Source organism: Olivibacter domesticus, assembly GCF_900109575.1.
GTDB classification, from domain to species: Bacteria; Bacteroidota; Bacteroidia; order Sphingobacteriales; family Sphingobacteriaceae; genus Olivibacter; species Olivibacter domesticus.
Map to the genome: position 1 here is coordinate 219,361 of NZ_FOAF01000006.1, position 26,206 is coordinate 245,566.

Sequence of the window (26,206 nt, forward strand, 5' to 3'; positions counted from 1 at the left end):
GGGTATGAAAGGTTTGCAAAAAATAACGCTTCTTGGTCAATTAACTACTTGTTTGCTAGTACTTTCTTTTCATGCTGTTATGGCTCAGACACCCTCTTCTTATAAATATAAAAGGGCTGAAGAGCTTACGATGATTGGAAAAGCTTTTGCTAACAAGCAATTTTATCATCGTATTGATACGGCTGATTACCCTGACCTACCGACACCGGTTAAGTCACTTCTTACCCACTCGGCGGGTCTAGCCATTGCTTTTAAAACGAATAGCACTGCTATTGCCGCTAAATGGCAAACTTCCGCCCGCAAGCCATCGGCAAATATGACGGCCATTGCTTTTGAAGGTCTAGACCTATATATTAAAAAGGATGGTAAATGGCAATTTGCAGGTGTAGGTAAACCAACTAACGATACTACTGAAGCGGTAGTAGTGCAGCACATGGACAGTGGTGAGAAAGAGTGTTTACTGTATTTACCTCTTTACGATGAAGTTACTAATGTGTCAATTGGTATTGATGAGACGGGCAGCATTGTAGCGCTGCCCGATCCTTTTAAAAAGAAAATAGCCTTATATGGCTCGAGTATTGTTCAGGGGGCGTCTGCAAGTAGACCAGGACTGGCATATCCTGCGCGATTATCACGAGAAACGGGTTTGAACTTCATTAATCTGGGTGTAAGTGGAAACGCCAAAATGGAGAAAGCAACGGCGGATATGCTAGCTATGATAGATGCCGATGCTTTTGTGCTCGACTGCATTCCGAATTCCTCTCCACAAGAAATTGAGGAGCGTACCGCTTATTTAATACGGACGATCAGGGCCCATCATCCAGAGGCTCCTATTGTGATGATACAAACATTGATCAGAGAGCATGGGTATTTTGACCAAGTAGTAGGTAATAAAACACGCGATCAGAATAGCATGATAACACAGCAAATTGAATCGCTGCAAAAAGAAATTAATAATTTATATTTTATTAAAGGGGATGATTTACTGGGAACGGATCATGAAGGCACTACAGATGGCACGCACCCGAACGATTTAGGATTTGATAGAATGCTACAAGTGATAAAGCCTTTTCTGACCACTCATCTGCCAATAGCCGGGCAGATACGTTAAATGGTTGAGTTGTTGAATCGTGAGTAGTTGAATAGTTAATCGTTAAGAGACCAAACTCACAACTGGCAACTCACAACCCACAACTAATATAGTCTTGATAACGAATAAAACCCCTATCTTAGCCTTGCTATGGCACTGAAAACAAATGGACCAGTACCTGACGGAGACGTAAAGATTTCGAGGAAAAAGCCTATTTTTCCTGTGAAACCTGCTTTGCGCAGGTACTTACGGGAATATCAACGGGAATCTAAACTTCCTATCAGCTATAAAGAGCTTCGCAACTTTAGCGATAGCATACCTGTATATGACAAAGATGGTAAGGATACACTTTGGGAAACACCTTTATATCCGCCACACGAAATAGCCCATATACATGAGGGGCTTAAACATATTTATGCTTTATTGAAAGCCTCTGGCAATAATCGCATTGTTGAACATAAATTTATTGACCGTATAGATTACTGTACATTTGGCAATACGCATCCCTTCCGAATCCGGATTGTAAACCGGCTAAATGATGTGTACGACTATTTTTACGTTAAACAGGCAGATGCCTCACGTATTTATGGCCTTGAGCTGGAAGAGATTATGTCGCCCAACAGGGTAAACTTCACGGTTGACACAGAAACATTGGTGGAAGAACATATTGTAGGTATACCGGGCGATGTTTTTAGTAGGCAATTAATGGAAAATCCCGATTATAACCCCATTAGAATTGCGAAGGAATTTGTAAAATTTAATGAACGCTGTTTTATCATGCTACTCGGAGATATGCGTTCTTATAACTATGTAATGCAGATTACCCCAGATTTTGATGATTTCCAGTTTAGAATCAGGGCAATTGACTTTGATCAAGAGTTCTATGAAGGAAATATGAAAGTTTATATGCCTCAGTTCTTTAAAGAAAATCTTCCTTACGTAAAACTTTCTATGGAGCACTTGACGGAAAAAACTGTTTTACAATATCAACAGGAAGAACGCTCTTCCATTGTACATCGGGTGCGAATTGAAAGACATCGATTGGCCGCCTTAAGAGATGTATCTCAACATGAACAGTTATCGCCCCCGGCAAATATTGCAACACTCAAAACACAATTAGCAGCCCACTATAAAAATCAGGATTACTATTCGTGTAAAACGATGACAGATATAATTGAACTGAATATTAAGAATATTATCAGGCAGGTGAAGCTTTAATATTAGTTGCCAGTTGCGCGTTGTGAGTTTGGTCTCTTAACGTTTTGACTACTTAACAACTCAACGATTCTACTACTTAAGAAGCATCAATTCCTAAAAAAATCTCATTAATAATCAGCCACTTAATTTCACACAAAAACACATCCGGCACATATTTTCCTAATTGGCACGATATTAGTATTAATGAGAAGGCTATTTTGAATGTTTAACTAAATAATTTTTGAAGACATGAAAAGAAACAAGAAGGAAACAGGAGTAAAGTTTGAAAAACTATCTAAGTTAGCTAGAAAAATTGATAAGCAATTGATGGAGCTGTTGGTAAATGAATTGGAAAATTTCAAGCTGAACGCCAGTGCGCAATCTTCAACAATAAAAATAGCATAATTGTAATTACATCTACCTTTATTACATATACTATCTATCTATGAAAAACTTTCCCCAAGTTTGGTAACACAAACCTGGGGATTTTTTTTGTATTGATTATTGGACACCTTTATTGCCAAAACGCTACATATAAAGACATAGACTCCATTTTATGTACTAAATGGTTATCTTCGTTACATCTTAATACTTCTTCATCACAATGAATGACATAAACACTATCCTACATTTTAAGGATGCACTCATAACAGACTTGCCCAACATTGTTGACATCTATAACAGTACAGTATCCAGTAGAATGGTCACCGCCGATACTGAAATGGTTACGGTAGAAAGCAAAGTGCAATGGTTTCACGAGCATAATAGCTTAACCAGGCCCTTATATGTCATACAAAATGAGCAGCGGGAAACAATTGGGTGGTTAAGTTTTCAATCATTTTATGGTCGGCCGGCCTATGACGGTACGGCTGAAGTGAGTATATACCTCGACGAAAAGGCTAGGGGAAAAGGCGTAGGCAAAAAAACGTTAAAATATGCAATAGAAAAGGCTCCATCACTGAAAATTGATATTATTTTGGCTTTTATCTTCGCTCATAATATGCCTAGTATAAATTTATTTCACCAAGAAGGATTTGAAGACTGGGGCAATCTTCCGGACATAGCTGTATTAGATGGCATACATAGAAGCTTGTTGATATTAGGACGAAAGGTGTAGATTGGTTATTCGTTATTAGTTGTTGGTTATTGGTTGTTAGTAGCAAGACATCAGTATCAAGTATCAAGACAATATTAGTTACGAGTTGTCCGTTGTGAGTTGTTAGCATGACCCGATACTGAATAGCGTTGATGTTTTTTATTAGACTTATGTAGATAAAAATATGTTTTCATTTTTTCAATTGTTTGATGTCGATATTGAAAGTAAATGCAATGGTACGCTACGGCACGTATGCACGACCGGCCTCATGGAATGAGCGTTAAAAAGATTCAGGAAAGGGTTGGCCAAAAAATCATGTGAGGAAGCGAAGCCCGGATATGAGTTGGGAGCGGCTGCACATGATTGTGGGTAAGACCCGAATCTTTAGCGAAGTCCATGAAACCTTGATTTTTGGTTCTTTTTGTCAAGAAAAAGAACATAGAAAGTTAATGTATGTTAAAAATTTTGTGGATGGATAAGGAAGATATTACTTTGTGAAGAGCAAAAGCATTTGCTACATATTTTTAATTCACTTATCTTTGCAGAATGTTTAAAAACAAGCGTTTAATGATCTGGGCTTCAGCACTACTATTTTCTTTCGGGATGGTGGGATGTAAAAGTAAATTTGAGAAGCTGAGGACCGGTAATGATAATGTGGCTAAATACCGCGAAGCCATTAATCTGTACAACGACAAGAAGTACTCTAAAGCGCTCGTTTTGTTTGAAGATTTATCAAACAAATATAGAGGAAGGCCTGAAAATGAAGAACTTTTATATTATTTTGCATATACAAATTACCGCTTAAGGGATTATACATCAGCGCGATTTCACTTCAAAAATTTCACAGACCAGTATCCGCAAAGTGGGAAAGCAGAAGAGTGTAGGTTCATGGGAGCATATTGCTATTACCTGGAATCTCCGGTTTATTCATTGGATCAGGACAATACATTAAAAGCAATAGAATCACTGCAGTTATTTATTAACCTGTATCCAAAAAGCGACCGTGCGGAAGAGGCTGCTAAGTTTATACAAGATCTTCGCGATAAATTAGAACGTAAATCTTTTGCTAATGCCCGTCTTTATTTGGATGTTGGCGACTATAAAGCGGCAGTAATTGCGTTTCAAAACTCTCTCCGTGATTATCCGGACACGAAGTTTGCCGAAGAAATGGAATATTTAGCTGTCAAAGCACAGTATTTATATGCGAAAAACAGCATGCTAAACAGCCAAACTGGCCGCTATGAGGAAGCAATACAGTTTTCGGATCATTTTACTGATAACTACCCTGAAAGTAAATTCAAAAAAGATGCGGAAGGGTTGAAAAAAGATTCGCAAAAAGATATTGAAAACGTAAAAAAATTAATTGCTTCTTTAACACCAAACCAGAAGAAACAGGAAGAAGAAAAGCAAAAACAGAACGAAGAACAAAACAATTCACCTAAAGGAGCTTTGCCCCAACAGACTATACAATAAGACTATGAGTAATACACAAAAAAATATCGTCCCTAGCAGTACTGTAACACGCGACTTACGCGAGTTGGATGTGGAAACAGACAACATTTATGAATCTATTGTTATCATGGGACGCCGTGCTAACCAGATTGCAAGTAATGTAAAAGAAGAATTGCACAGCAAACTTGCTGAATTTGCTACTTCAAATGATAATCTGGAAGAAATTTTCGAAAACCGCGAGCAAATTGAAATTTCTAAACATTATGAGCGTATGCCAAAACCTTCATTAATAGCTATTGATGAGTTTTTGAATGACAAGGTGTACTTTAGAAACCCTTCTAAAGAACAAAAATAGAAAATCACTCATTTAGCAAACAATGCTAAAGGGAAAAAAGATTATACTCGGTATTTGCGGGAGCATTGCTGCCTATAAGGCAGCGGCCTTGACTAGATTGCTGGTTAAGGCCGGCGCCGAAGTACAGGTAATAATGACACCCGATGCTACGGCTTTTATAACTCCTCTAACACTTTCTACGCTCTCTAATAAACCGGTACTTTCCCAATATTTTGATAAAGAAACCGGCGAATGGAGTCGCCATGTACACCTAGGATTATGGGCTGATTTAATGCTTATTGCTCCTGCCAGTGCAAACACACTGGCGAAACTAGCAAACGGCATGTGCGATAATCTTTTATGCGCGGTTTACCTTTCTGCAAAGTGCCCCGTTTACTTAGCTCCGGCAATGGATCTCGACATGTGGGCCCACCCTGCAACGCAAAGAAATGTTAAACGATTACAGCAATTTGGAAATAAAATTATCAATCCTGGAAAGGGAGAATTGGCAAGTGGCCTAGTTGGTGAAGGGAGGTTAGCTGAGCCCGAAGAAATTATAGATTACCTATCTAAAGGTATTACAAATTCTTCTCCCTCGGATCTTCCTTTAACAGGTAAAAAAGCTTTGGTAAGTGCTGGCCCTACTTATGAAGCAATCGATCCTGTACGGTTTATTGGAAATCATAGCAGCGGTAAAATGGGCTATGCTATCGCTCAAAGACTTCATGATTTAGGGGCAGAGGTGACGCTGGTAAGCGGCCCTACTCACTTAAATATCAGCGACCAAATTCACCGGATTAATGTAACATCTGCACGGGAAATGTTAGCTGCTTGTACGAAAGCATTTGCAGCCGCTGACATCACCATCATGAGTGCCGCAGTGGCCGACTATACACCTGAACAGGTAGCTACTTATAAAATAAAAAAGAAAGACGACCATTTCTCGATTGCCTTAACAAAAACAACGGATATCCTCGCTACACTGGGCGCTGCGAAACAACCACATCAGCTTTTAGCTGGATTTGCCCTCGAAACGGATAATGAATTAGGCAATGCGCAAGCTAAGCTTGAAAAAAAGAATCTTGATTTTATTGTGCTCAACTCTATGCAAGATAAAGGGGCCGGATTTGCTGGTGACGATAATAAAATAACGATTATTGATCGTAATAAGGATCAAATCACCTTTCCGCTAAAATCTAAACAGGCCGTTGCTGAGGATATTTGTGACTTTATTTTAGCAAGATATAAGTATTATTAATAAAACAATATTGATACTTGAGACTTCAGCCTTGCTACTTATTATCCAAATAATTACCTTTGATTAGCGTACTTTGAACACTTAGTATGTAATGGCTAATTTAATTTGTAACTTATAGACTTAAAATGTTAAAGAATCAATTATTAATAGCAGCTCTGCTTATGGGCACAGCGGCTTCTACTTTTGCACAGGAAAAAATGAAACCAGAAGACACGGAAGTTTGGGAACCGGTACCGCACGTAGTGGCTACGCCTTTACATCAGGCACCCTCTGACGCTATCGTATTATTTGATGGAAAAGATCTTAGCGCGTGGGAATCACAACGCAATCCAGGCAAACCGGCAGAATGGACAGTAGCCGGTGGAACGTTTACTGTAAATAAAAAAGCGGGTAATATTATCACCAAACAAAAATTCAGTAGTTACCAGTTACATTTGGAATATTATATCCCAGCAGATATTGAAGGAGAAGGCCAAGGAAGAGGAAACAGCGGTCTTTTTGTGGCGGCTATTGGTACTGGTGATGAAGGATATGAATTACAAATATTAGATTCTTACGAAAATAAAACCTATGTAAATGGACAGTTAGGTTCTGTTTATAAACAAAGGATACCACTTGCGAACCCAGCTAGAAAACCTGGTGAATGGCAAACATATGATGTAATCTGGACAGCTCCTACCTTTAAACAGGATGGATCTTTGGAATCACCGGCAAGGGTAACTTCCATCATAAATGGTGTACTCGTTCAAAATAATGTTGAACTCACAGGTGGTACCAAATATATTGGTAAACCTGAATATAAAGCGCACGGCCCGTCTCCTATCATGCTACAAGCCCACGGCGATCCCAGCCAACCTATAAGCTTTAAAAACATTTGGGTGAGACCGCTCTAAAAAGTTGTAAGTTGTGGGTTGTGAGTTATGCGTAACATGCTTGCAACTTACAACTCATAACTGGCAACTTATTTAAAACCCCGCAGCAGCTGGCTGTTTGTTCTCACACTTTAGTAACACTTTCCATAGTATGGTCGGGCAACGTCCTACTGATTTCCAACACCTCAACAAAACACTTTTAAACGTCAAAAAAGAGGATAAATCCTAAAAAGAACTTCTCTTTATACGTTACTGCAAACTATTACGTTCTAGTATCAGTAAAATGATATCTTTGCCAAACACAAAACCTGTACAATTCATTAACTGATAGATTCCGAAGGCTCAGGCTCTTCAGTTATACGGGTCCTTAGGCCACTAAAACAAACAATGCATGAACGCAATATATTATTATATATCTTCTTTTTTTTTAACTATTATGTTCTTTTCTCCTGTCGAAGCACAACAGCGTGACTGGGAAAATGAAAAGGTGTTCCAGATAAACCGAGCACCTGCCCATGCCACAGCTATTCCTTTTAGTAGTGAACAACAAGCATTAGCGAATATAGATTCAAACTCTTCACGCTACCAAAGCCTGAACGGATCTTGGAAATTTAATTGGGTAAAAGACCCCAACCAACGTCCGCGGGACTTTTACAAAAAAAGCTTTAATGACAGTAAATGGGCTTCTCTTACGGTGCCTTCTACTTGGGAGGTAAATGGTTATGGTACGCCAATTTATACTAATATCACCTACCCATTTAAATTAGATCCGCCGCGTATCATGAAGACAGTTGATACTTCGTGGACCAAAAGCAAGGAACCGAACCCGGTTGGCTCTTATAGAAGAACAATAACGATACCTCCCGATTGGGGGGATAAGGAGGTATTCATTAATTTTGACGGTGTGCAGAGCGCTTTCTATCTTTGGGTGAACGGAGAAAAGGTGGGCTATAGTGAGGGAAGTATGACGGGTGCTTCGTTTGACATTACTACATTTATACAAACTGGTAGAAGTAATCTAATAGCCATTGAAGTGTACAAATGGAGCGATGGAAGTTATTTGGAAGATCAGGATATGTTCAGATTGGGGGGAATACACCGAAGTGTTTATTTAACGGCAACTCCACTCCTACATGTACGCGACTTCTTTCTTAAATCTGAATGGGCAAATGATTTCAACAGCGCCACTTTTAAAGTAGATGCCTGGCTGAAAAATTATGGTAAGGGCAGTAATGCCGTGGGCACGCTTTCTATAAAATTACTAGATGCGGAAGGTAAAGAAGTTGCCTTAGAAAATCGGATGGAAGAAAAAATAACCAGGAAAATTGGCCTTGGTGGTATTTTTGGAAAAAAAGAGGAGGAGGATTTATATCAATTTAGCAGCAAGGTACAACAACCTAAGTTATGGTCTGCAGAAACGCCTTACCTCTACACGGTACTAGTTACCCTAAAAGATAAGAGTGATCAGGTAACGGAGGTATTTTCTTCGAAATTTGGCTTTCGGAAAGTGGAAATAAAAGAGAGTAGACTTTTTGTGAATGGCAAGCCCGTCTTATTAAAAGGGGTTAACAGACATGAAACGCATCCTAAATTCGGAAAGGCTGTTCCTTACGAAAGCATGATAGAAGATATTATGTTGATGAAACAGAACAACATTAATACGGTACGCACTTCGCATTATCCAAATGATCCTAGATGGTACAAGCTCTGTGATGAATATGGCTTATATGTTGTGGACGAAGCAGACTTGGAAACGCACGGCGCTAAGGAGAATCTGGGAAATAGTGAAAGTTGGAGACCGGCCTATCTAGATCGCCATCAACGAATGGTTCAAAGGGACAAAAACCATCCGTCAATTATTATCTGGTCTTTAGGGAATGAATCTTGGGGGCATGAAAACTTTAAAGCAGCACGCCAGGCTGTATTGGCAATTGATAGTACACGCCCCATACATTTTGAAAGTTATAATGAGGTGGCTGATATAGAGTCTACTATGTACCCTTCTGTGCAACATTTGCTTACAAGTGGACAAAAAGTAAGTGAAAAACCCTTCTTTATGTGCGAATACGGTCATGCGATGGGAAATGCGATCGGCAACCTAAAAGAATATTGGGATGTAATAGAAAATCACCCACGCTTAATTGGTGGATGTATCTGGGAATGGGTAGATCATGGATTAAACAAACAAATTCCTGGTGCTACAACTGGGCAATCGTATTTTGCATATGGCGGTGATTTTGGAGATAAACCAAATGATGGCAATTTCTGCATGGATGGCATTTTAACGCCCGATAGGAAGCCGACAGCTAAACTGGAAGAGGTTAAAAAAGTATATCAATATGTGAGCATGAAACCTGCCAATTTATTGCAGGGTACAGTGAGTATCCGCAATAAATATGCTTTTTTGAACTTAAATAATTTCGCCGTCGATTGGGTACTTACAGAAGACGGCAAAGAAATCCAAAAGGGTATCTTGCCACTGATTGATTTAGCAGCGGGTGATAGCACGATACTCAATGTGCCTGTACAGCAGCCCGCACTTAAGCCGGGGGCCTTGTATTATATGGAACTTAATGTGCGATCTATTAAAGATGAACGTTGGGCACCTAAGGGTCTACTGGTAGCCAAGGAGCAATTTAAAATGCCCTACCGCGTAGCACCTGCTATTAGCTTAACTGATACAACTTCCACGCTGCCTGATATTTTCGTGCTTCAGAAAGATGAAGAAGTGACCTTAATAGGGAAAGACTTCCATGTTGGGTTTAATAAAAAAACGGGTTCTATCTCTTCTCTTGCCTATGGAAATAACCAGTTAATTGAGGGGGCGCAGAAAGGTCCTCTGCTCAATATATATCGTGCTTCTTTAGACAACGATCAAGACAAGGACTGGGGAAAGGCAATACCTTGGGAGAAGGACGGCTATGATAGCTTACGCTATCATGTTAATGCTTTTAATATTAACAATGGCGACAGAAAATCTGTACAGATAACTTCGGCTATTGCCGCGGAAACCAAATCTGGCTACAGGGTTAACATGAACATGGTTTATACCATATACGGAAATGGGATGATTCACGTTGCTGCTTTTATCAACCCTGAACAGAATAAAGGTTTACCTTTAGCACGCATTGGATTCAGCATGGCACTTAATGCAGGCAATGAGCAGGTAGAATGGCTGGGAAGAGGTCCGCACGAAAACTATGTTGATAGAAAAGAGGCTGCTTTTTTTGGCAGATATCAAAATGTGGTGAGCAGTATGGCCGACCATTATATGCGTCCGCAAAGCATGGGAAATAGAGAAGATACGAAGTGGATTAAACTAAGCAGTCGCGATAATAGAGGGTTGATTTTGTTAGCTGACGATAAACTTAGCTTTAGTGCCTTGCATTATACGGAGCAAGATTTACATCAAGCGAAACATCCTTTTGAATTAAAAGAAAGGCCCGAAACAATTTTAAATATTGATTATGCCCAAAGAGGTCTGGGAAATGGTAGTTGTGGCCCAATCACTTTACCGAACTATCAGCTTGAGAAAAAACCGATTAATTTCAGCTTCAGTATTCTGCCTTATAATGCTACATATGGCGATGTAGCAGATTATGTGAGAAGGTTTTAGTTTAAAAGAAGTAGCAAGACATAAGTAGCAAGTAGCAAGACATGGTTATCGTTGTTCAATAATTAACTATTCAACGCCTTGACTACTCAACAAATTTAATTTGGCAATAAGACATCTGAAGGCGTATATAAAACAAAGTATCAAGATGGGTACTAATCTTGATACTTATGTCTAGCGTCTTGCTACTAAACCTTATTCAAAATAATTCAACGTTTGGAAACCACCTTTTTTTAGGTACTCTTCCTTACGCATAAGGTGCAGATCTGCATCCATCATATCTGTTACAAGCGCCTTTAAGTCGTACTTTGGTTTCCATCCCAATTTCGTTTGTGCTTTAGTAGCATCGCCTATTAACAAATCTACTTCTGTCGGTCTAAAATAAGTCGGATCTACTTTGACAACTGTTTGGCCAAATTTAATAGTACTGGGATCTATACCTAAGGCTGACAACCTTTCTTCATCTACATCGATAATGACGCCTTTTTCCTGCTCATTCTTGCCACTGAATTCAATTTCAATCCCTACATGCGCAAAGCTCATTCGAACGAAATCTCGAACGGTAGTGGTTACACCTGTGGCTATAACATAATCTTCAGGTTGATCTTGCTGCAAAATAAGCCACATCGCTTCTACATAGTCTTTTGCATGCCCCCAATCGCGCTGTGCAGATAAATTCCCTAAGAACAATCTTTCTTGCAGACCCAATGCTATTTTTGAAACTGCTCGGGTAATTTTCCTGGTAACGAATGTTTCTCCCCGTATAGGGCTTTCATGATTAAAGAGAATACCATTACAAGCGTACATCTTATACGCTTCACGGTAGTTTACGGTGATCCAATAAGCATACATCTTTGCAACGGCATAAGGTGAACGTGGATAAAAGGGTGTTGTTTCAGATTGGGGAACAGCCTGAACTAATCCATACAGTTCGGACGTTGATGCCTGATAAACACGACACTTATCTGTCATACCCAATAATCTCACCGCCTCTAAAATACGTAACATACCTAAACCGTCGGCATTAGCCGTATATTCGGGTGTGTCGAAACTAACTTTTACGTGACTTTGGGCAGCCAAATTATAAATTTCATCTGGTTGTGTTTCCTGTACAAGACGAATAAGGTTTGTGGAATCTGTTAAATCACCATAGTGCAACGTAAATTTGCGCCCCGTTTCATGTGGGTCATGGTACAAGTGGTCAATACGATCGGTATTAAACAAAGAGCTCCGACGTTTTACCCCGTGAACCTCATAGCCTTTCTTCAATAGGAATTCAGCCAAATAGGCTCCGTCCTGTCCTGTTATCCCTGTGATTAATGCTGTTTTCATATGTTAGCTATTCCTATTAACACGTTATTTATCTCCTTACTTAACCAAACGAAGCAGGTATTCACCGTACCCACTTTTCACCAGTGGCTGTGCAATATTTTTTAGCTGCTCTGCATTGATATATCCCATACGATAGGCAACTTCTTCAATACACCCTATTTTAAGTCCTTGCCGTTCTTCAATCACCTGAACAAATTGGCCCGCTTGCATAAGGGAGGCAATAGTGCCCGTATCTAGCCACGCAGTACCCCTACTGAAGACTCCTACTTTTAATCGGCCAGCCTGCAAATATGCTTTATTTACATCGGTAATCTCATATTCACCACGCGGAGAGGGCTTTATTTGTTTGGCAATAGTTACAACTGAATTATCATAGAAATAAATACCTGGAACCGCATAATTCGATTTTGGCTGCGTAGGTTTTTCTTCAATAGAGAGCACACGATTGCTTTTATCAAATTCTACCACACCATATCGCTCCGGATCAGATACCGGATAGGCAAACACCACCCCTCCTTCAGGATTTACACTTTGCTGCAATAGCTTGGATAAACCATCACCGTGAAAAATATTATCACCCAAAATGAGCGCAACCTTATCGTTACCTATAAATTCTTCCCCAATAACAAATGCTTGTGCTAAACCATTGGGCTCTTCTTGCACAGCATATGAGAATTTACATCCGATCTGTGCACCATCTCCCAAAAGTTTTTCAAAGTGAGGTAAATCATGGGGAGTTGAGATAATTAAAATCTCACTAATACCTGCCAGCATCAAGGTAGATAGCGGGTAGTAAATCATCGGTTTGTCGTAAACGGGCATCAGTTGTTTGCTTACCGCTAAAGTCAATGGATGTAAACGGGTGCCGGATCCCCCTGCTAAAATAATCCCTTTCATGAATATGTTTTTTCTTATTAGATGATCTGTTCTATTGCATTTTTAATTATTTCATCGTAAAAGTATTGATTTTTTGCCATATCGAAGAACGAAAGTAAGCTATAATAGGATGTTAGTATTAAAGGAATATTTTTCTTTAATCAATTTTTTTGTCGCTTTGGCTTGATCCAAACCGACGCAAAGATCAAGGCGGTGTAGGCTACCTTGCAACTGATTGCAAAGCATCACTGGCGCGTATTGGAGCCGTTTCACTTCCTCAATCCGCTTGGATATTGCAAGACGAGCAGATGTTCAAATGCTTTGCTGCTCGTTGCGTCGATATCCTCCAAGGCCGTTCTTTCCACTCACAGGCCTATATTTAAGGCTGAAGATAATACGTTTGGTTAAAAGTAAAGCCCTTCGTTCTGCCAAAATATCGCCTAGGAAATTTGCGGTTTGCACGTTGATGCACGACCGCTTGTAGCAAAGTTCCAAGCGATGAGTTTCTTTGACTACTTTCTTTGCGGAAAAGAAAGTAGTTGGCGGAGTCGCTGCCATCAAGCGACAAAATAAACGTTCCTTTTTCGGAAATAAACAACCATAGCTCACCTTGCATATACAAGCAACTTTAGTTATGTTTAACCTACAAATTTTAAATATGATCAAGAACATTATATTCGACTTTGGAGGCGTATTAGTCGATTGGAATCCAAAGTATCTTTATAAAAAGCTTTTCGCAAACGAAGCCGACATGGCAGACTTTTTGGAAAACATCTGCACGTCAGACTGGAATGAGCAACAAGATGAAGGAAGAACACTAAGAGCGGGAACAGATTCTTTAGTAGCACTCCACCCCGAAAAGACCGCGCTAATTGAAGCGTATTATAGCCGATGGGAAGAAATGCTAGCGGGCCCGATTGAAGGTACGGTGGATATCTTGCAGAAATTAAAGAATGCAGGCACTTATGGTTTGTATGGCTTAACCAACTGGTCAACTGAAACATTCCCTATTGCACTTGCCAGATTTGACTTTTTTTCTTTATTTGATGGAATACTTGTTTCCGGCACCGAGAAAATCCGTAAGCCTGATCCGGCCTTTTATCGATTACTGCTAAGCCGATACAACCTACAGGCTGGTGAGTGTCTGTTTATAGATGACAATCAAAGGAATACGGATGCCGCTATCAAATTTGGTATTCAATCTATTAACTTTAAACATCCGGAACAATTATTAAAAGAGCTAAATGCTCATGGGGTATTTTTATAACCCTATCTTTTGGTACGGCTAACAAGCCAGATAATAATTGCGATTACTATTAATACGAGGAATACTCCTACATATACACCTCCTTTAAAAACACCTGCAATAAAATCGCAGCCACTAATTGTAGTTAATAAAAGGAGAGCAACGGGCCAAATAATATATTGTGTTCTTTTCATGTAATTGATGTTTTTCTATTAACTTGACGTAGGTCCAAAAAGTTTTTGCTGCATGAAAAATTTCTTAAGTTTGTTAGATGGAAAGCTATAAACAGAAGATAGCATTAAGCAATGTACGATTTTTTGCTCATCACGGATATTACCCTGAAGAACAGATACTTGGAAATGAATTTTTATTAAACATTGAATGCTACGTTGCTTATATAGGTGGGAAAGAAGACTTGCTGGAGAATACTGCAAATTATGAAACACTGTACCAGCTTGCGAAACAGCAAATGCAACAACCTAAAAAATTACTGGAAACAGTAGTCGAAAATATCTTACATGCAATAAAAGATAAATTCCCACAGCTAAGCGAAATAACTGTTAACATCAGAAAAAGTAACCCTCCATTTGGAGGAGATACCGCAACAGCAGAGGTAAGTTTAACCTGGGAAAAGCATTAATAAAAAACCTAATTGATAAATAACTCATAATATTTACATGCATAACCATATTACATCCGATATACTGGATCTATTTAAACAAGTTATAGGTGAGAGCAGATTGATCTATACTGTTGAAGAACTTGACACGTATGCGCACGATGAGACTGAAGATTTACGTTTCTACCCAGAAGTGGTGGCTTTACCTGAAACACCTGAAGAAATTGCAGCGCTTATTAAAATATGTAATAACCATCAGGTTCCGGTGACTCCTCGAGGAGCTGGAACAGGTCTTTCAGGCGGATCGTTGGCTATTAATGGGGGATTGATGATTGCTATGCAACGGATGAATAAAATTATTGAGATTGACGAACGTAATTTGCAGGCAATTGTAGAGCCCGGCGTTATAACCGAAACATTTATCAATACGGTTGCAGAAAAAGGATTCTTGTATCCCGTTGATCCGGCAAGCAAAGGTTCTTGCTTTATCGGTGGCAATATTTCCCACGGAAGTGGCGGGCCGAGGGTGGTAAAGTATGGAACGATCAGGGAATATGTACTGAACCTGCAAGTGGTGCTTCCTAATGGGGAGATCATATGGACGGGTGCCAATACGCTAAAGTATGCGGCGGGTTATAACCTTACCCAGCTATTTATCGGATCGGAAGGCACATTAGGTATTGTATGCAAAGCCGTACTAAAACTGATACCCAAACCTAGTCAGGATATTCTGTTATTAGCTTCTTTCGCTTCAAACGAAGAGGCCTGTGAAGCCGTTGGTGCTATCTTTAGGCAGGGAATCGTTCCTTCTGCGCTCGAATTTATGGAGAGAAGAGGTGTTGAATGGGTGATGGAACATGATCAAATTCAGTTCGATCTTCAGGATAACATGCAAGCTTTCTTATTAATAGAGGTAGATGGCAATAGTATGGATGAACTGCTTACCCAATGTGAGCAAGTAAATATAGTATTGGAAGAAAATAACTGTATAGATGTGTTGCTGGCAGATGCAGCAAGCCAGAAAGAATCTTTATGGCACTTGCGCCGTACAATGGCAGTGTCTATCAAATCCAACTCTATCTATAAGGAGGAAGATACCGTTGTACCAAGGGCAACCCTTCCTGCTCTTATCAAAGGGATAAAAGAGATCGGTGCCGTTTATGGGTTTGAGTCGGTTTGTTATGGACATGCCGGCGATGGTAACTTACATGTGAACATACTGAAAGGAAGGATGACCGACGAAGATTGGAAGCACAAATTAAAAGAAGGTATCAAAGAAATTTTTGAGCTCACCATTCATTTGGGAGGAACTATTTCAGGTGAACATGGCATAGGCTTGGTACAACGTGAATACATGCCTTTGAAATATTCGGAACTGCATCTTAACCTCATGCGCGGCATAAAAAAAGTATTCGACCCGAACAATATCTTAAACGCTGGGAAAATATTTTAAAAGACACAAGTAGTAAGATAAAGCGCAGTGTCAAGTAAATTGTTGAATCGTTAAGTAGTTGAATCGTTAAATGGTTGAATTGTGCATAACCAGCAATCTTGATACCAATAACTCGTAACTGGCAACTCACAACTAAGATAGTCTTGATACTTACGTCTTGCTACTTGATACTAATATTAACACATAAAACACATGAACAAAACATTGATTTTAGCCACCATTCTTGCCGCAGGCACCGCCAAAGCTCAACAAAATCAACAAATCCTCACACCGGAGCTTTTATGGAAATTGGGTCGGGTTTCTGCCGAGACAATAAGTCCGGATGGGAAAACTGCCATCTATGGCGTCACGTATTACAATCTTGACGAAAATAATAGTGAGCGAAACTTATACCAGATACCCCTTCAGGGTGGTAAAGCCACGCAATTAACAAACACACCTGGCGGTGAATCTGTAGTGCATATTGATAAGGCGACGGGCGACATCATTTATCTTAGCAAGGGCCAGTTGTGGCTATTAGAACACCAAACGCAAGCAGCAAAACAGCTCACCAAATTTGAAGGTTCACTCAGCAACGTAAAGCGTTCACCTGATGGTAAACATCTGTTATTTTCACAGGAAGTAGCGCTTCAACAAGTCCAAAGTGCCGACAAATATGCCGACTTAAAAAAATCAAATGCTTACATTTTTGATGCGTTAAACAATAGACATTGGGATACTTGGTTCAATGGAAAATTCTCTCATGTTTTTTATGCTTCTTATGAAGATGGTGTAGTAGGCAAAGCTGTCGACATCATGAAAGATGAGCCCTATTTTAGTCCACAACAACCTTTTGGAGGAGCAGAAGATATAACCTGGAGCCCAGATGGAAAACAGATTATTTATGTATGTAAAAAGAAGTTTGGTACCGAATATGCCGTAAGTACAAATACAGATCTTTACTTATATGATCTGGGAAGTAAGCAAACAACAAATCTTACGGAAGGCCGGATGGGATATGATGTAGCTCCCTCATTTAGTCCGAACACCCAACAACTAGCTTGGCTAAGTATGAAAGAAGATGGTTATGAATCTGATAAGAATGACATTATCGTGCGTGATCTGGCATCGTCTAACACCTTTAATCTTACTGAAAAATGGGACGAAACCGTTTCTAGTTATAGCTGGAGCAATGACGGTTCCAAGATATGGTTCATAGCACCCACCAAAGGGACTATGCAGCTTTTTGAGATTAGCCTTAACAAAGATTTAAGCAAAGTTGGCGCGAATCAAATAAAACAATTAACTACTGGCGATTTTGATATTACAAACATCAATGGACAACAAGGAAATGTACTCTTACTAACCCGCACAGACATGAATCATGCTGCTGAACTTTATACTTTTAATATAAAGAATAAGGAATTAAAGCAGCTTACTACTGTTAACGATATGCTAAATGCTTCGCTGGCAAAGAGTAAGGTAGTTGGAAGGACAACCAAGGCTACTGATGGAAAAGATCTCTTTTCTTGGGTAATCTACCCACCAGACTTTGATGCCAATAAGAAATATCCAACCCTATTATATTGCCAAGGTGGTCCACAAGCTGCGTTATCACAATTTTATTCTTACCGTTGGAATATGCAGTTGATAGCCGCACAGGGTTACATTGTGATTGCTCCAAATAGAAGAGGCATGCCCGGTCATGGTGTAGAATGGAACAAATCAATCAGTGGGGACTGGGGGGGACAGCCTATTAGGGATTATTTATCTGCTATTGATGATTTAACCAAGGAACCATATGTGGATAAAGATCGTTTGGGCGCTGTTGGTGCCAGTTATGGTGGGTACTCCGTATATATGCTTGCAGGTGTACATGAAAACAGATTTAAAACCTTTATCGCACACGACGGTCTCTTCGATATGCGGAGTTGGTATGGCACTACCGAAGAACTCTTCTTTGCTAATAAGGAGCTAGGCGGAGCATATTGGGGCGAGAATCCGCCTGCGGGGTATACAAAATTTAATCCTATTTCTTATGCCGACAAGTGGAATACTCCTATTCTTGTGGTACAAGGAGGTCAGGATTTTAGAGTAGGCGTTGAACAAGGCTTAGGTGCTTTTCAATTGGCACAACTTAAAGGTATAAAAAGTAGACTACTCTACTTGCCAGATGAAAACCACTGGGTTTTACAACCTCAAAATGCTATTGTATGGCAACGAGAGTTTTTTAACTGGTTGAAAGAAACCCTGTAGATTTGTTGATCGCGGAGACGTTAAGTAGTTGAGTATAAAAGTAGTTAACCTTCCTACTCAACTACTTTTATACCTAACGATTCAACTATTTCCCTATTTAACGTCTCCACTATCTCCCTAATTAACGACTCAACTACTTCTAAAATAATTTCGCTGGATAAACCCCTTTTTCTACAAGCGATGAAATACACTTTTGCACAATCGGTTTATCTTCCTTATAAGTCACGCCAAACCATACTTCTGAAGTAGGAATAACTTTAAAAGTTGCTTTTCCAGACTTTATCAATTTATCTGCCACCAAGGGAATAAAGAACTCGGCTTTTGGTTTATCCAGATTCGCTTCCACGAAGTCGACAAAAAGCTTTTTGCTTTCCTCAAAAACAGCTGGCGTGAAGCCCCAGAAATTCATGGATACACGCGTATCTTTGGAAATCTCTGTTTCTACCCCCCCTTCTTCATAGAAAACCTTTTTTTCGCCATTCACTTCCTTAAAGTACACTTGTGTACGTTCGTTAATGCCTACCATGTTGCCGGCACTATTCACTTCGCACACTCCTCTAGAAACGGTACCATGATCTGACAACGTTTTATCCACCTGGTATCCCATTAGTGAAAAGGTATGATCATTTACCTCAGAAGTCAGAAATTTTGCCATTTTCTCAAAGGCTTCGTATCCATAAAAATCGTCCGCATTAATCACACAAAAAGGTTCCTTTACTTGCGCATGAGCTTCCAATACGGCATGTGCTGTTCCCCAAGGTTTTGCTCTTTCAACCTCTTTATCAATTCCGTATTTTCTGAGGTCTGTTCCTTGATATACATAGTCAGTTTCTATTTTTCCTTGTAATTTTGGTTCAAAGATAGCTTTGAAGGCATCAGCAAATTCCTCGCGAATAATAAAGCTCACTTTTCCGAACCCTGCTTTGATAGCATCATAAATTGAATAATCGATAATTGTTTCGCCATTCGGACCAAAGGCATCTATTTGTTTCATACTTCCGTAACGGCTAGCCATTCCTGCTGCTAGAATTAGTAGGGTGGGTTTCATTTTCTCCTTTTTTTTGTTTAATAAATTTTATAATTCGTATGGTTATTTTCGTTTTCTTCCTATTAAAGAAGCAATAATAGCGGTACCTAATTTAGCCAAAAATTTTACTCCTTCTCGTCCTAACGTGCGGGAGGCCGTTTTTGTCATAGCTTCCATCGGAGTATCTCCTCGGCTTGTGCGTTGCGTAGGCTTTTTTTCCTGTTCCTGCTCCGTCACTTGTCTGCTGGCGTTTTGTTCTTCTAAGATATCGGCTGCACTCCTCGAATTAATTGGATTTTTATACTTTGCAAAAATTTCGGATTGTTGTATCAACGCATCATAACTTGCTTTATCTAACGGCCCCATATTTGCTCTTGGTGGAATAAGGTGTGTAGCAACAACTTCCGTAGGAATTCCTTTATCATTCAAAACGGTTATGACGGCTTGCCCAGTACCTAAGCTGGTGAGCGTTTTGTCGATTTCATAAAAATCCGAATGAGGGTATGTTTTCGCAGTCTTTCTTAGTGCTTCTGCATCATTGGGTGTAAAAGCACGTAAGGCATGCTGTATTCTATTACCTAACTGTCCAAGCACTGTGTCTGGCACATCAGTAGCAGCTTGTGTACAGAAAAATACACCAACTCCTTTTGACCGAATCAAGCGGACAATTTGTTCAATCTTATTCAAAAAGGCTTTGGAAGCACCATTAAAAAGGAGATGGGCTTCATCAAAAAAGAAGATAAGCTTTGGTTTATCAAGATCTCCTACTTCCGGTAAATTAGTAAATAGCTGTGAGAGCAAGCTTAATAAAAAGGTCGAAAATAGTAGCGGTTGGGATTGAATATCAGAAATGTTCAAGAGACTAATAACTCCCTTGCCATCTACACGCTGAAATAAATCATTGATATCCAAGGCAGGTTCTCCAAAAATTTGGGCAATACCCTGCTGTTCCAGTGCAACTACTTTACGCAATATAGTTGTAGATGTAGACGAACTGATTTTCCCATAGCTCTCCTTTATTTCGTTAGCGCCTTCTTCTGTTGTTAAATAATTGAGCAATTTCTTGAGATCGGCTAGGTCGATAACAGCCAGCGATTTATCTTCAGCGTACTTAAAGAGAACCGAAAGAACACCCGTTTGCGTGTCATTCAAATCTAATACTCTGCCAAGAAGTATGGGGCCGAAGTCAATCACTTTAACCCGCATGGGGGCGCCTAATTTACCTGTTAAAGAATAAAGCTCTACCGGAAAACCTGCTGGCACGAAAGGTCGTCCCAACGCTTGTCCACGCTCTTCTAAGGCAGGGTTTGTTTTCCCAGGCTCATGTAAGCCGGATAAATCACCTTTTACATCTAACATAAAAACAGGCACGTTCGCATCCGACAATTGCTCTGCAATCAGCTGTAAGGTACGCGTTTTTCCCGTTCCTGTGGCACCGGCGATTAAGCCATGCCTGTTCATCATTTTAAGGGCGAGATTTACCTCGGCCTTTGCGATGATCTCTCCGTTTAATAAACCTGCTCCAAGGTAAATAAAGTCACCTTTAGGCTGGTAGGAGGCGGTTATTTTAGATACAAATTGTTCTTGATCAGCCATATATCATAAAGTTAAGCTGGCGAAAGTTACATAATTAGACCTTCACCGCAAAATTATCGCGAATTTCACACAAGAATTATTCCGTTATAGCTTTTATTTACGGTTCTTGACGTATTTTTCCAGCCAGGTATCCATTTCCCAAAACGTATGCATAATAGATTCTTTCGCTCTATAGCCATGAAATTCTTTCGGTAATAAAACTAAACGAACGATACCGCCATGTCCTTTGATAGCGCTGTATAAGCGTTCACTTTGAACAGGGAAAGTACCAGAGTTTTCATCATCGATACCGTGGGTCATCAACAAAGGTGTTTTTATTTTATTAGCAAAACTAAAAGGCGACATCTGGTAGTAAACTGATGGGGCCTCCCAGTAGGTACGTTCTTCATATTGAAAACCAAATGGTGTGAGTGTTCTGTTATAAGCACCACTACGTGCAATACCAGCCGCAAAATAGTCGGTATGCGCCAATAGATTGGCCGTCATAAATGCCCCATAAGAATGCCCCCCGACAGCAATTCTGTTTCTATCCGCTACCCCCATTCCTACCACATAATCTATTACCGCCCGAGCATTTTCCTGTACTTGCGCTACAAAAGTATCATTGGGCTCCTCGTCTCCTTCACCTACAATAGGCATATCTGTTTGATCCAAAATGGCATAACCTCTTGTTACCCAGTAAACAGGTGACCTAAAGGCTAATCGGGTAAAACGATAAGGGGATCCCTTTACCTGTCCTGCTGCTTTCAAACTTTTAAACTCCCTAGGATATGCCCACATCAATACGGGTAGGGGCCCCTGCTCTTTTGTATAACCCTTAGGTAAATATAAAGTGGCCGTTAATTTGATACCGTCTTTACGGGGATACGACAATTGTTGCTTGCTAACACCTTTTAAACTTGGATATGGATCAGGAAAGGACGTCAATGATACACCATTTCTATTTTTGAGGTCGATACGGTATAAATTTGGGGGCTCTTCGGTTGATTCACGCGATACATATACAATGCCCTTATTATTAAAAAAGATTGGTTCTTCATAATAAGGCGCACGCGATTTAAAAAGGGTATCCTTTTTATCTGTCATCAAATCCCACTTCAGCAGGAACGGTCGATCGCCTTCTGGCGAGGCGCCCGTTCCTATTGTAAAGGTAACTGGCAAAGTGCCCTTTTCGAAAAGTAACACCTTTGTATGGAACTTTCCATTTACAGTAACAAAATCACCGGGGTCGCTATAGCTATCTTCTGTAGATCTATCTGCTACAATTTTTACTACTTGCAGATTGCTTGGATTTAACAAGGTTATTTTTTCACTGCGATCTTTTTGCCATTGCTCTCGTAACAGGGCATATTGCCCATTACCCCAAACTATATTACTAAAACGCAAGGTAGTTTCAGCAAACTTTCTTTTATCTTCACCGAAGGGTGCCTTCAGGGTATAAACCAAATCCCGTATAGATGCTTTTTTATTTGGATCTCCCCCATCTTGTGCCTCAACCCAGTATAAGGTTGATGGCATATCAGTACGCCAGGAATAATTTCTCGGTCCTTTGATAACAGCATCAAAACCGGTTGGCAAATTTTCAGCCAGTGGAGATAAATGGAGGGCCTTCACTTCTTTTCCTTTTGCATTGTATATACTGGTTTGAAAGGGAAAAGAATAAATAGGCACTAGATAGGAGTAAGGTTTCTGAACCTTCTGTACCAACAGGTATTTACCGTCGGGTGAAAATGATATTTCTCGATAGATGGCAGGAGTGGCAACAGCCACTTCTTTCCCTTCCACGTCTACGTTATATAACTGCGAGCTAAGAAAATAATCCATTAACTTTTCATCATATGGATTCTTTAAAAGATTCTGGTAGGTGCGCGAAGGAGCAGCTTTGCCTAAATTTTCTTGTATAATTGGGCCTTTCGGTACCGCATCTTCTACTGGTCTTTCTCCTCTGTTATCAACAATAAATTGCGCTAAAATATATGCTCCATTGGGAGCCCACTGTAACGTATTCCCATAGGCATCATTTAAATACCTGCTACTCAATTTTCGGGCAATACGCCTTTCAACATCTGCCAACCACAACTCTACTCCTTCTTTAGTAGCATTGCTGAAGGCGATATACTTCTCATCTGGACTCCAGGTAATATTCCCAATGCGTGCGTTCGCTGGCAATCCCTCAAATGTTTGGTCATCAGTCGACTTAATTTCCTGCAGAGACATTTTTGTATAAGTAATCGCTACCGCAGAAGCGTTATTTAATGGGTTGATGCGTAGCCCCGCCAAACCTAATATAGGTTGCGAAACATCTTCGATACTTGGATAGTCGGGAGATTGCAGCAATAGGAGCTTATTTCCGCTTTTAGAGAAATGCACTATTGGTGTACTGGGCGCCTCTAGCAGTTCTTGTATGCTGGCGGGAGGTGTTTGATAGGTAAGATTTATCTGAGCGGAAACGCTTAAAATATTGAGAAGTACAAATAAACTAAGTAGAGTTTTTTTCATCTGTATATAATTATTTATGAGTAAAGTTTCTCATTGGCATAAATGAGCTCGTTACACTCGGTTTGTTTTTTAAAGGTGATAAAGCTATCATGATTTATTTTTCACTTTTTGTATGTTTTTCAGCTGCGTTCAAGAAAGCGCTACGCTTAGTTCATTCCACTATGTGATTGGCAAATCATGATGGTTTCATTGAAATAGCTAGTTTTTATCGTTGATGATGTTCAATATATATGCAGGCTTGACACAGCATATGCCCCTGCCCGTAAATTTATTTAAAAACAAAGAAATAGTATTTTTTTAGGATGCACCACTTGTTGATTTTTTAGATTTTGCTGCAATATGACAATAATTGCTTAAAATACATAGCTAAAACAAACAAAAAAGCCGCAAATGTGAAGACATTGCGGCTTTTTCATTGAATAATTCTATTTATTTCTTGTCGTCATCTTTTACCTCTTCAAAATCAACGTCCGTAACCTCATCAGGGTTTCCGGCTTGTTGAGACGGTTCACCTTGAGGAGCTTCTTGTGCGCCTGCTTCTTGTGAAGCTTTATACATTTCTTCAGAAGCAGCATTCCATGAGGCTTGAAGTTCATTTTGTGCAGTCTCCATCGCGGCGAAATCTTTAGCGGCATAGGCCTCTTTCAATTTCGTTAAACCACTTTCTATAGGAGCCTTCTTATCTGCACCAATTTTATCTCCATATTCTTTCAGTTGTTTTTCTGTAGAGAATATGAGTGCATCAGCTGCATTCAGCTTATCGACTTCCTCCTTAGCTTTTCTATCTGCATCTGCATTTGCTTCCGCATCTGCTTTCATTTTCTTGATCTCTTCATCACTCAATCCTGAAGAAGCTTCGATACGGATTTTTTGTTCCTTACCTGTTGCTTTATCTTTGGCAGATACATGCAATATACCATTTGCATCGATGTCAAATGTTACTTCAATTTGAGGTACGCCACGAGGTGCAGCAGGAATACCATCCAAGTGGAAACGACCAATGGTACGGTTCTGTGCAGCCATAGGGCGTTCACCTTGTAAAATATGTATCTCTACAGAAGGCTGATTATCCGAAGCAGTAGAGAAAGTTTCTGATTTCTTAGTTGGAATAGTTGTATTGGCTTCAATAAGCTTTGTCATAACACCACCCATTGTTTCAATACCCAGTGATAAAGGTGTAACGTCTAACAACAATACATCTTTTACTTCACCAGTTAACACGCCACCTTGTATTGCAGCCCCTAATGCAACCACCTCATCTGGGTTAACCCCTTTTGAAGGTTCTTTGCCAAAGAAACTTTTAACAGCCTCTTGAATAGCAGGGATACGGGTTGACCCACCAACCAAGATGATTTCATCAATATCACTTGTGGATAGACCTGCATTTTTCAATGCTGACTTACAAGGATCAATGGTACGCTTAATTAAATCAGCTGCTAAGGACTCAAATTTAGCACGACTCAATGTACGCACCAAATGTTTAGGCCCAGTTGCATCTGCCGTAATGTAAGGTAAATTAATTTCAGTAGAGGAGGTACTTGACAACTCAATTTTAGCTTTCTCAGCAGCCTCTTTCAAGCGTTGCAATGCCATTGCATCTTTGCTTAAATCTAAACCAGCATTATCTGTTTTGAATTCTTCTACCAACCAATCAATAATTACTTGGTCAAAATCATCACCACCTAAGTGTGTATCGCCATCTGTAGATTTCACCTCAAATACACCATCTCCTAATTCTAAAACAGACACGTCATGTGTTCCACCACCACAGTCGAACACCGCGATCTTCATATCTTTATGCGCTTTATCTAAGCCATACGCTAATGCAGCTGCAGTAGGTTCATTAATGATACGTTTCACATTTAAACCCGCTATTTCACCTGCCTCCTTGGTTGCTTGACGTTCAGCATCGTTAAAATAAGCTGGTACCGTAATAACCGCATCTGTAACTTCTTGTCCTAAAAAGTCCTCAGCAGTTTTTTTCATTTTCTGCAAGATCATGGCAGAAAGTTCCTGTGGAGTATATTTACGGTCGCCAATCTCCACACGTGGCGTATTGTTATCGCCTTTAATCACTTTATAAGGAACGCGAGAAGCTTCAGTGGTTACTTCATCAAAGCTCCTTCCCATAAACCTCTTGATGGAGTAAACGGTTTTCTGAGGATTTGTTATCGCTTGACGTTTAGCAGGGTCACCTACTTTACGTTCTCCATTATCAACAAAACCTATAATTGAAGGAGTGGTACGTTTTCCTTCGTTGTTTGCTATAACTACCGGCTCATTACCTTCCATTACTGCAACGCAAGAGTTGGTAGTACCTAAGTCAATTCCAATAATTTTAGACATATCGTATTTATTTTTTTAATTTACTAATTGCTTTGTTTTATTGTATTTATCAATGCCTATGCCAA

General features: G+C 39.8%; 21 protein-coding genes. 13 read left to right on the forward strand and 8 right to left on the reverse strand.

Translation table 11 applies throughout. From position 1 onward, the window contains the following. The first annotated feature begins 4 nt into the window (after positions 1-4). From BMY50_RS19890 to BMY50_RS19925, 9 genes are all read left to right on the forward strand, one after another. On the forward strand, positions 5-1,111 hold the full coding sequence (locus tag BMY50_RS19890) for an SGNH/GDSL hydrolase family protein (protein WP_238383832.1): 1,107 nt from the start codon (positions 5-7) through the stop codon (positions 1,109-1,111). A 129-nt stretch (positions 1,112-1,240) separates the two neighbouring features. Beyond that, entirely contained in the window at positions 1,241-2,308 is a 1,068-nt protein-coding gene (locus BMY50_RS19895; protein ID WP_093328034.1) for a hypothetical protein, read from the forward strand. 228 nt (positions 2,309-2,536) lie between these two features. Beyond that, positions 2,537-2,692: a hypothetical protein gene (locus tag BMY50_RS28195; RefSeq protein WP_162276643.1), complete on the forward strand. Its 156-nt coding sequence runs from the start codon at positions 2,537-2,539 to the stop codon at positions 2,690-2,692. A gap of 199 nt (positions 2,693-2,891) precedes the next feature. After that, positions 2,892-3,404: a GNAT family N-acetyltransferase gene (locus BMY50_RS19900; RefSeq protein ID WP_093328036.1), complete on the forward strand. Its 513-nt coding sequence runs from the start codon at positions 2,892-2,894 to the stop codon at positions 3,402-3,404. A gap of 525 nt (positions 3,405-3,929) precedes the next feature. Continuing rightward, positions 3,930-4,856 carry an outer membrane protein assembly factor BamD gene (locus BMY50_RS19905; protein WP_202907889.1) on the forward strand — a complete coding sequence of 309 codons (927 nt, stop codon included), beginning with the start codon at positions 3,930-3,932 and terminating at the stop codon, positions 4,854-4,856. A gap of 4 nt (positions 4,857-4,860) precedes the next feature. Further along, positions 4,861-5,190, forward strand: a complete 330-nt coding sequence (locus tag BMY50_RS19910; protein ID WP_093328039.1) for a DNA-directed RNA polymerase subunit omega — start codon at positions 4,861-4,863, stop codon at positions 5,188-5,190. A 22-nt stretch (positions 5,191-5,212) separates the two neighbouring features. Beyond that, positions 5,213-6,427 (forward strand): bifunctional phosphopantothenoylcysteine decarboxylase/phosphopantothenate--cysteine ligase CoaBC, encoded by a 1,215-nt coding sequence (gene coaBC / locus BMY50_RS19915; protein WP_093328041.1) that lies wholly within the window; start codon positions 5,213-5,215, stop codon positions 6,425-6,427. A gap of 125 nt (positions 6,428-6,552) precedes the next feature. After that, entirely contained in the window at positions 6,553-7,320 is a 768-nt protein-coding gene (locus tag BMY50_RS19920) for a 3-keto-disaccharide hydrolase (RefSeq protein ID WP_093328044.1), read from the forward strand. A gap of 370 nt (positions 7,321-7,690) precedes the next feature. Next, complete coding sequence (locus BMY50_RS19925; protein WP_093328047.1) at positions 7,691-10,915, forward strand: glycoside hydrolase family 2 TIM barrel-domain containing protein; 3,225 nt, start codon at positions 7,691-7,693, stop codon at positions 10,913-10,915. Between the two features lie 192 nt (positions 10,916-11,107). Here BMY50_RS19925 and gmd read toward each other — a convergent pair whose 3' ends face one another. From gmd to BMY50_RS19945, 3 genes are all read right to left on the reverse strand, one after another. Continuing rightward, complete coding sequence (gene gmd, locus BMY50_RS19930; protein WP_093328049.1) at positions 11,108-12,244, reverse strand: GDP-mannose 4,6-dehydratase; 1,137 nt, start codon at positions 12,242-12,244, stop codon at positions 11,108-11,110. A gap of 36 nt (positions 12,245-12,280) precedes the next feature. Continuing rightward, positions 12,281-13,141, reverse strand: coding sequence for a glucose-1-phosphate thymidylyltransferase RfbA (gene rfbA, locus BMY50_RS19935; protein WP_093328052.1), 861 nt, complete (start codon positions 13,139-13,141; stop codon positions 12,281-12,283). 358 nt (positions 13,142-13,499) lie between these two features. Continuing rightward, entirely contained in the window at positions 13,500-13,736 is a 237-nt protein-coding gene (locus BMY50_RS19945; protein ID WP_093328056.1) for a hypothetical protein, read from the reverse strand. 42 nt (positions 13,737-13,778) lie between these two features. On the opposite strand from BMY50_RS19945, the gene BMY50_RS19950 reads away from it, so the two are divergent. Next, positions 13,779-14,387, forward strand: coding sequence for an HAD family hydrolase (locus tag BMY50_RS19950; RefSeq protein ID WP_093328224.1), 609 nt, complete (start codon positions 13,779-13,781; stop codon positions 14,385-14,387). 2 nt (positions 14,388-14,389) lie between these two features. On the opposite strand, the gene BMY50_RS28350 is transcribed toward BMY50_RS19950, so the two are convergent. After that, positions 14,390-14,560 carry a hypothetical protein gene (locus BMY50_RS28350; protein WP_202907890.1) on the reverse strand — a complete coding sequence of 57 codons (171 nt, stop codon included), beginning with the start codon at positions 14,558-14,560 and terminating at the stop codon, positions 14,390-14,392. Between the two features lie 77 nt (positions 14,561-14,637). Between BMY50_RS28350 and folB the strand changes: the two genes are divergently transcribed. From folB to BMY50_RS19965, 3 genes are all read left to right on the forward strand, one after another. Beyond that, positions 14,638-15,006, forward strand: coding sequence for a dihydroneopterin aldolase (gene folB / locus BMY50_RS19955; protein ID WP_093328059.1), 369 nt, complete (start codon positions 14,638-14,640; stop codon positions 15,004-15,006). Between the two features lie 37 nt (positions 15,007-15,043). Continuing rightward, positions 15,044-16,438, forward strand: coding sequence for an FAD-binding oxidoreductase (locus BMY50_RS19960; protein ID WP_093328061.1), 1,395 nt, complete (start codon positions 15,044-15,046; stop codon positions 16,436-16,438). Between the two features lie 192 nt (positions 16,439-16,630). Next, positions 16,631-18,673, forward strand: coding sequence for a S9 family peptidase (locus BMY50_RS19965; protein ID WP_093328064.1), 2,043 nt, complete (start codon positions 16,631-16,633; stop codon positions 18,671-18,673). A 139-nt stretch (positions 18,674-18,812) separates the two neighbouring features. On the opposite strand, the gene BMY50_RS19970 is transcribed toward BMY50_RS19965, so the two are convergent. The 4 genes from BMY50_RS19970 to dnaK form a co-directional block, all read right to left on the reverse strand. Then, positions 18,813-19,721, reverse strand: coding sequence for a nucleotidyltransferase family protein (locus tag BMY50_RS19970; protein WP_093328067.1), 909 nt, complete (start codon positions 19,719-19,721; stop codon positions 18,813-18,815). A 42-nt stretch (positions 19,722-19,763) separates the two neighbouring features. Beyond that, a complete protein-coding gene (locus BMY50_RS19975; protein WP_093328069.1) occupies positions 19,764-21,296 on the reverse strand; it encodes a helicase HerA-like domain-containing protein in 1,533 nt (510 codons plus the stop codon). A gap of 93 nt (positions 21,297-21,389) precedes the next feature. Then, a complete protein-coding gene (locus tag BMY50_RS19980; protein ID WP_093328070.1) occupies positions 21,390-23,795 on the reverse strand; it encodes an alpha/beta hydrolase family protein in 2,406 nt (801 codons plus the stop codon). 429 nt (positions 23,796-24,224) lie between these two features. After that, complete coding sequence (dnaK, locus tag BMY50_RS19985; RefSeq protein ID WP_093328072.1) at positions 24,225-26,141, reverse strand: molecular chaperone DnaK; 1,917 nt, start codon at positions 26,139-26,141, stop codon at positions 24,225-24,227. Positions 26,142-26,206 lie beyond the last annotated feature (65 nt).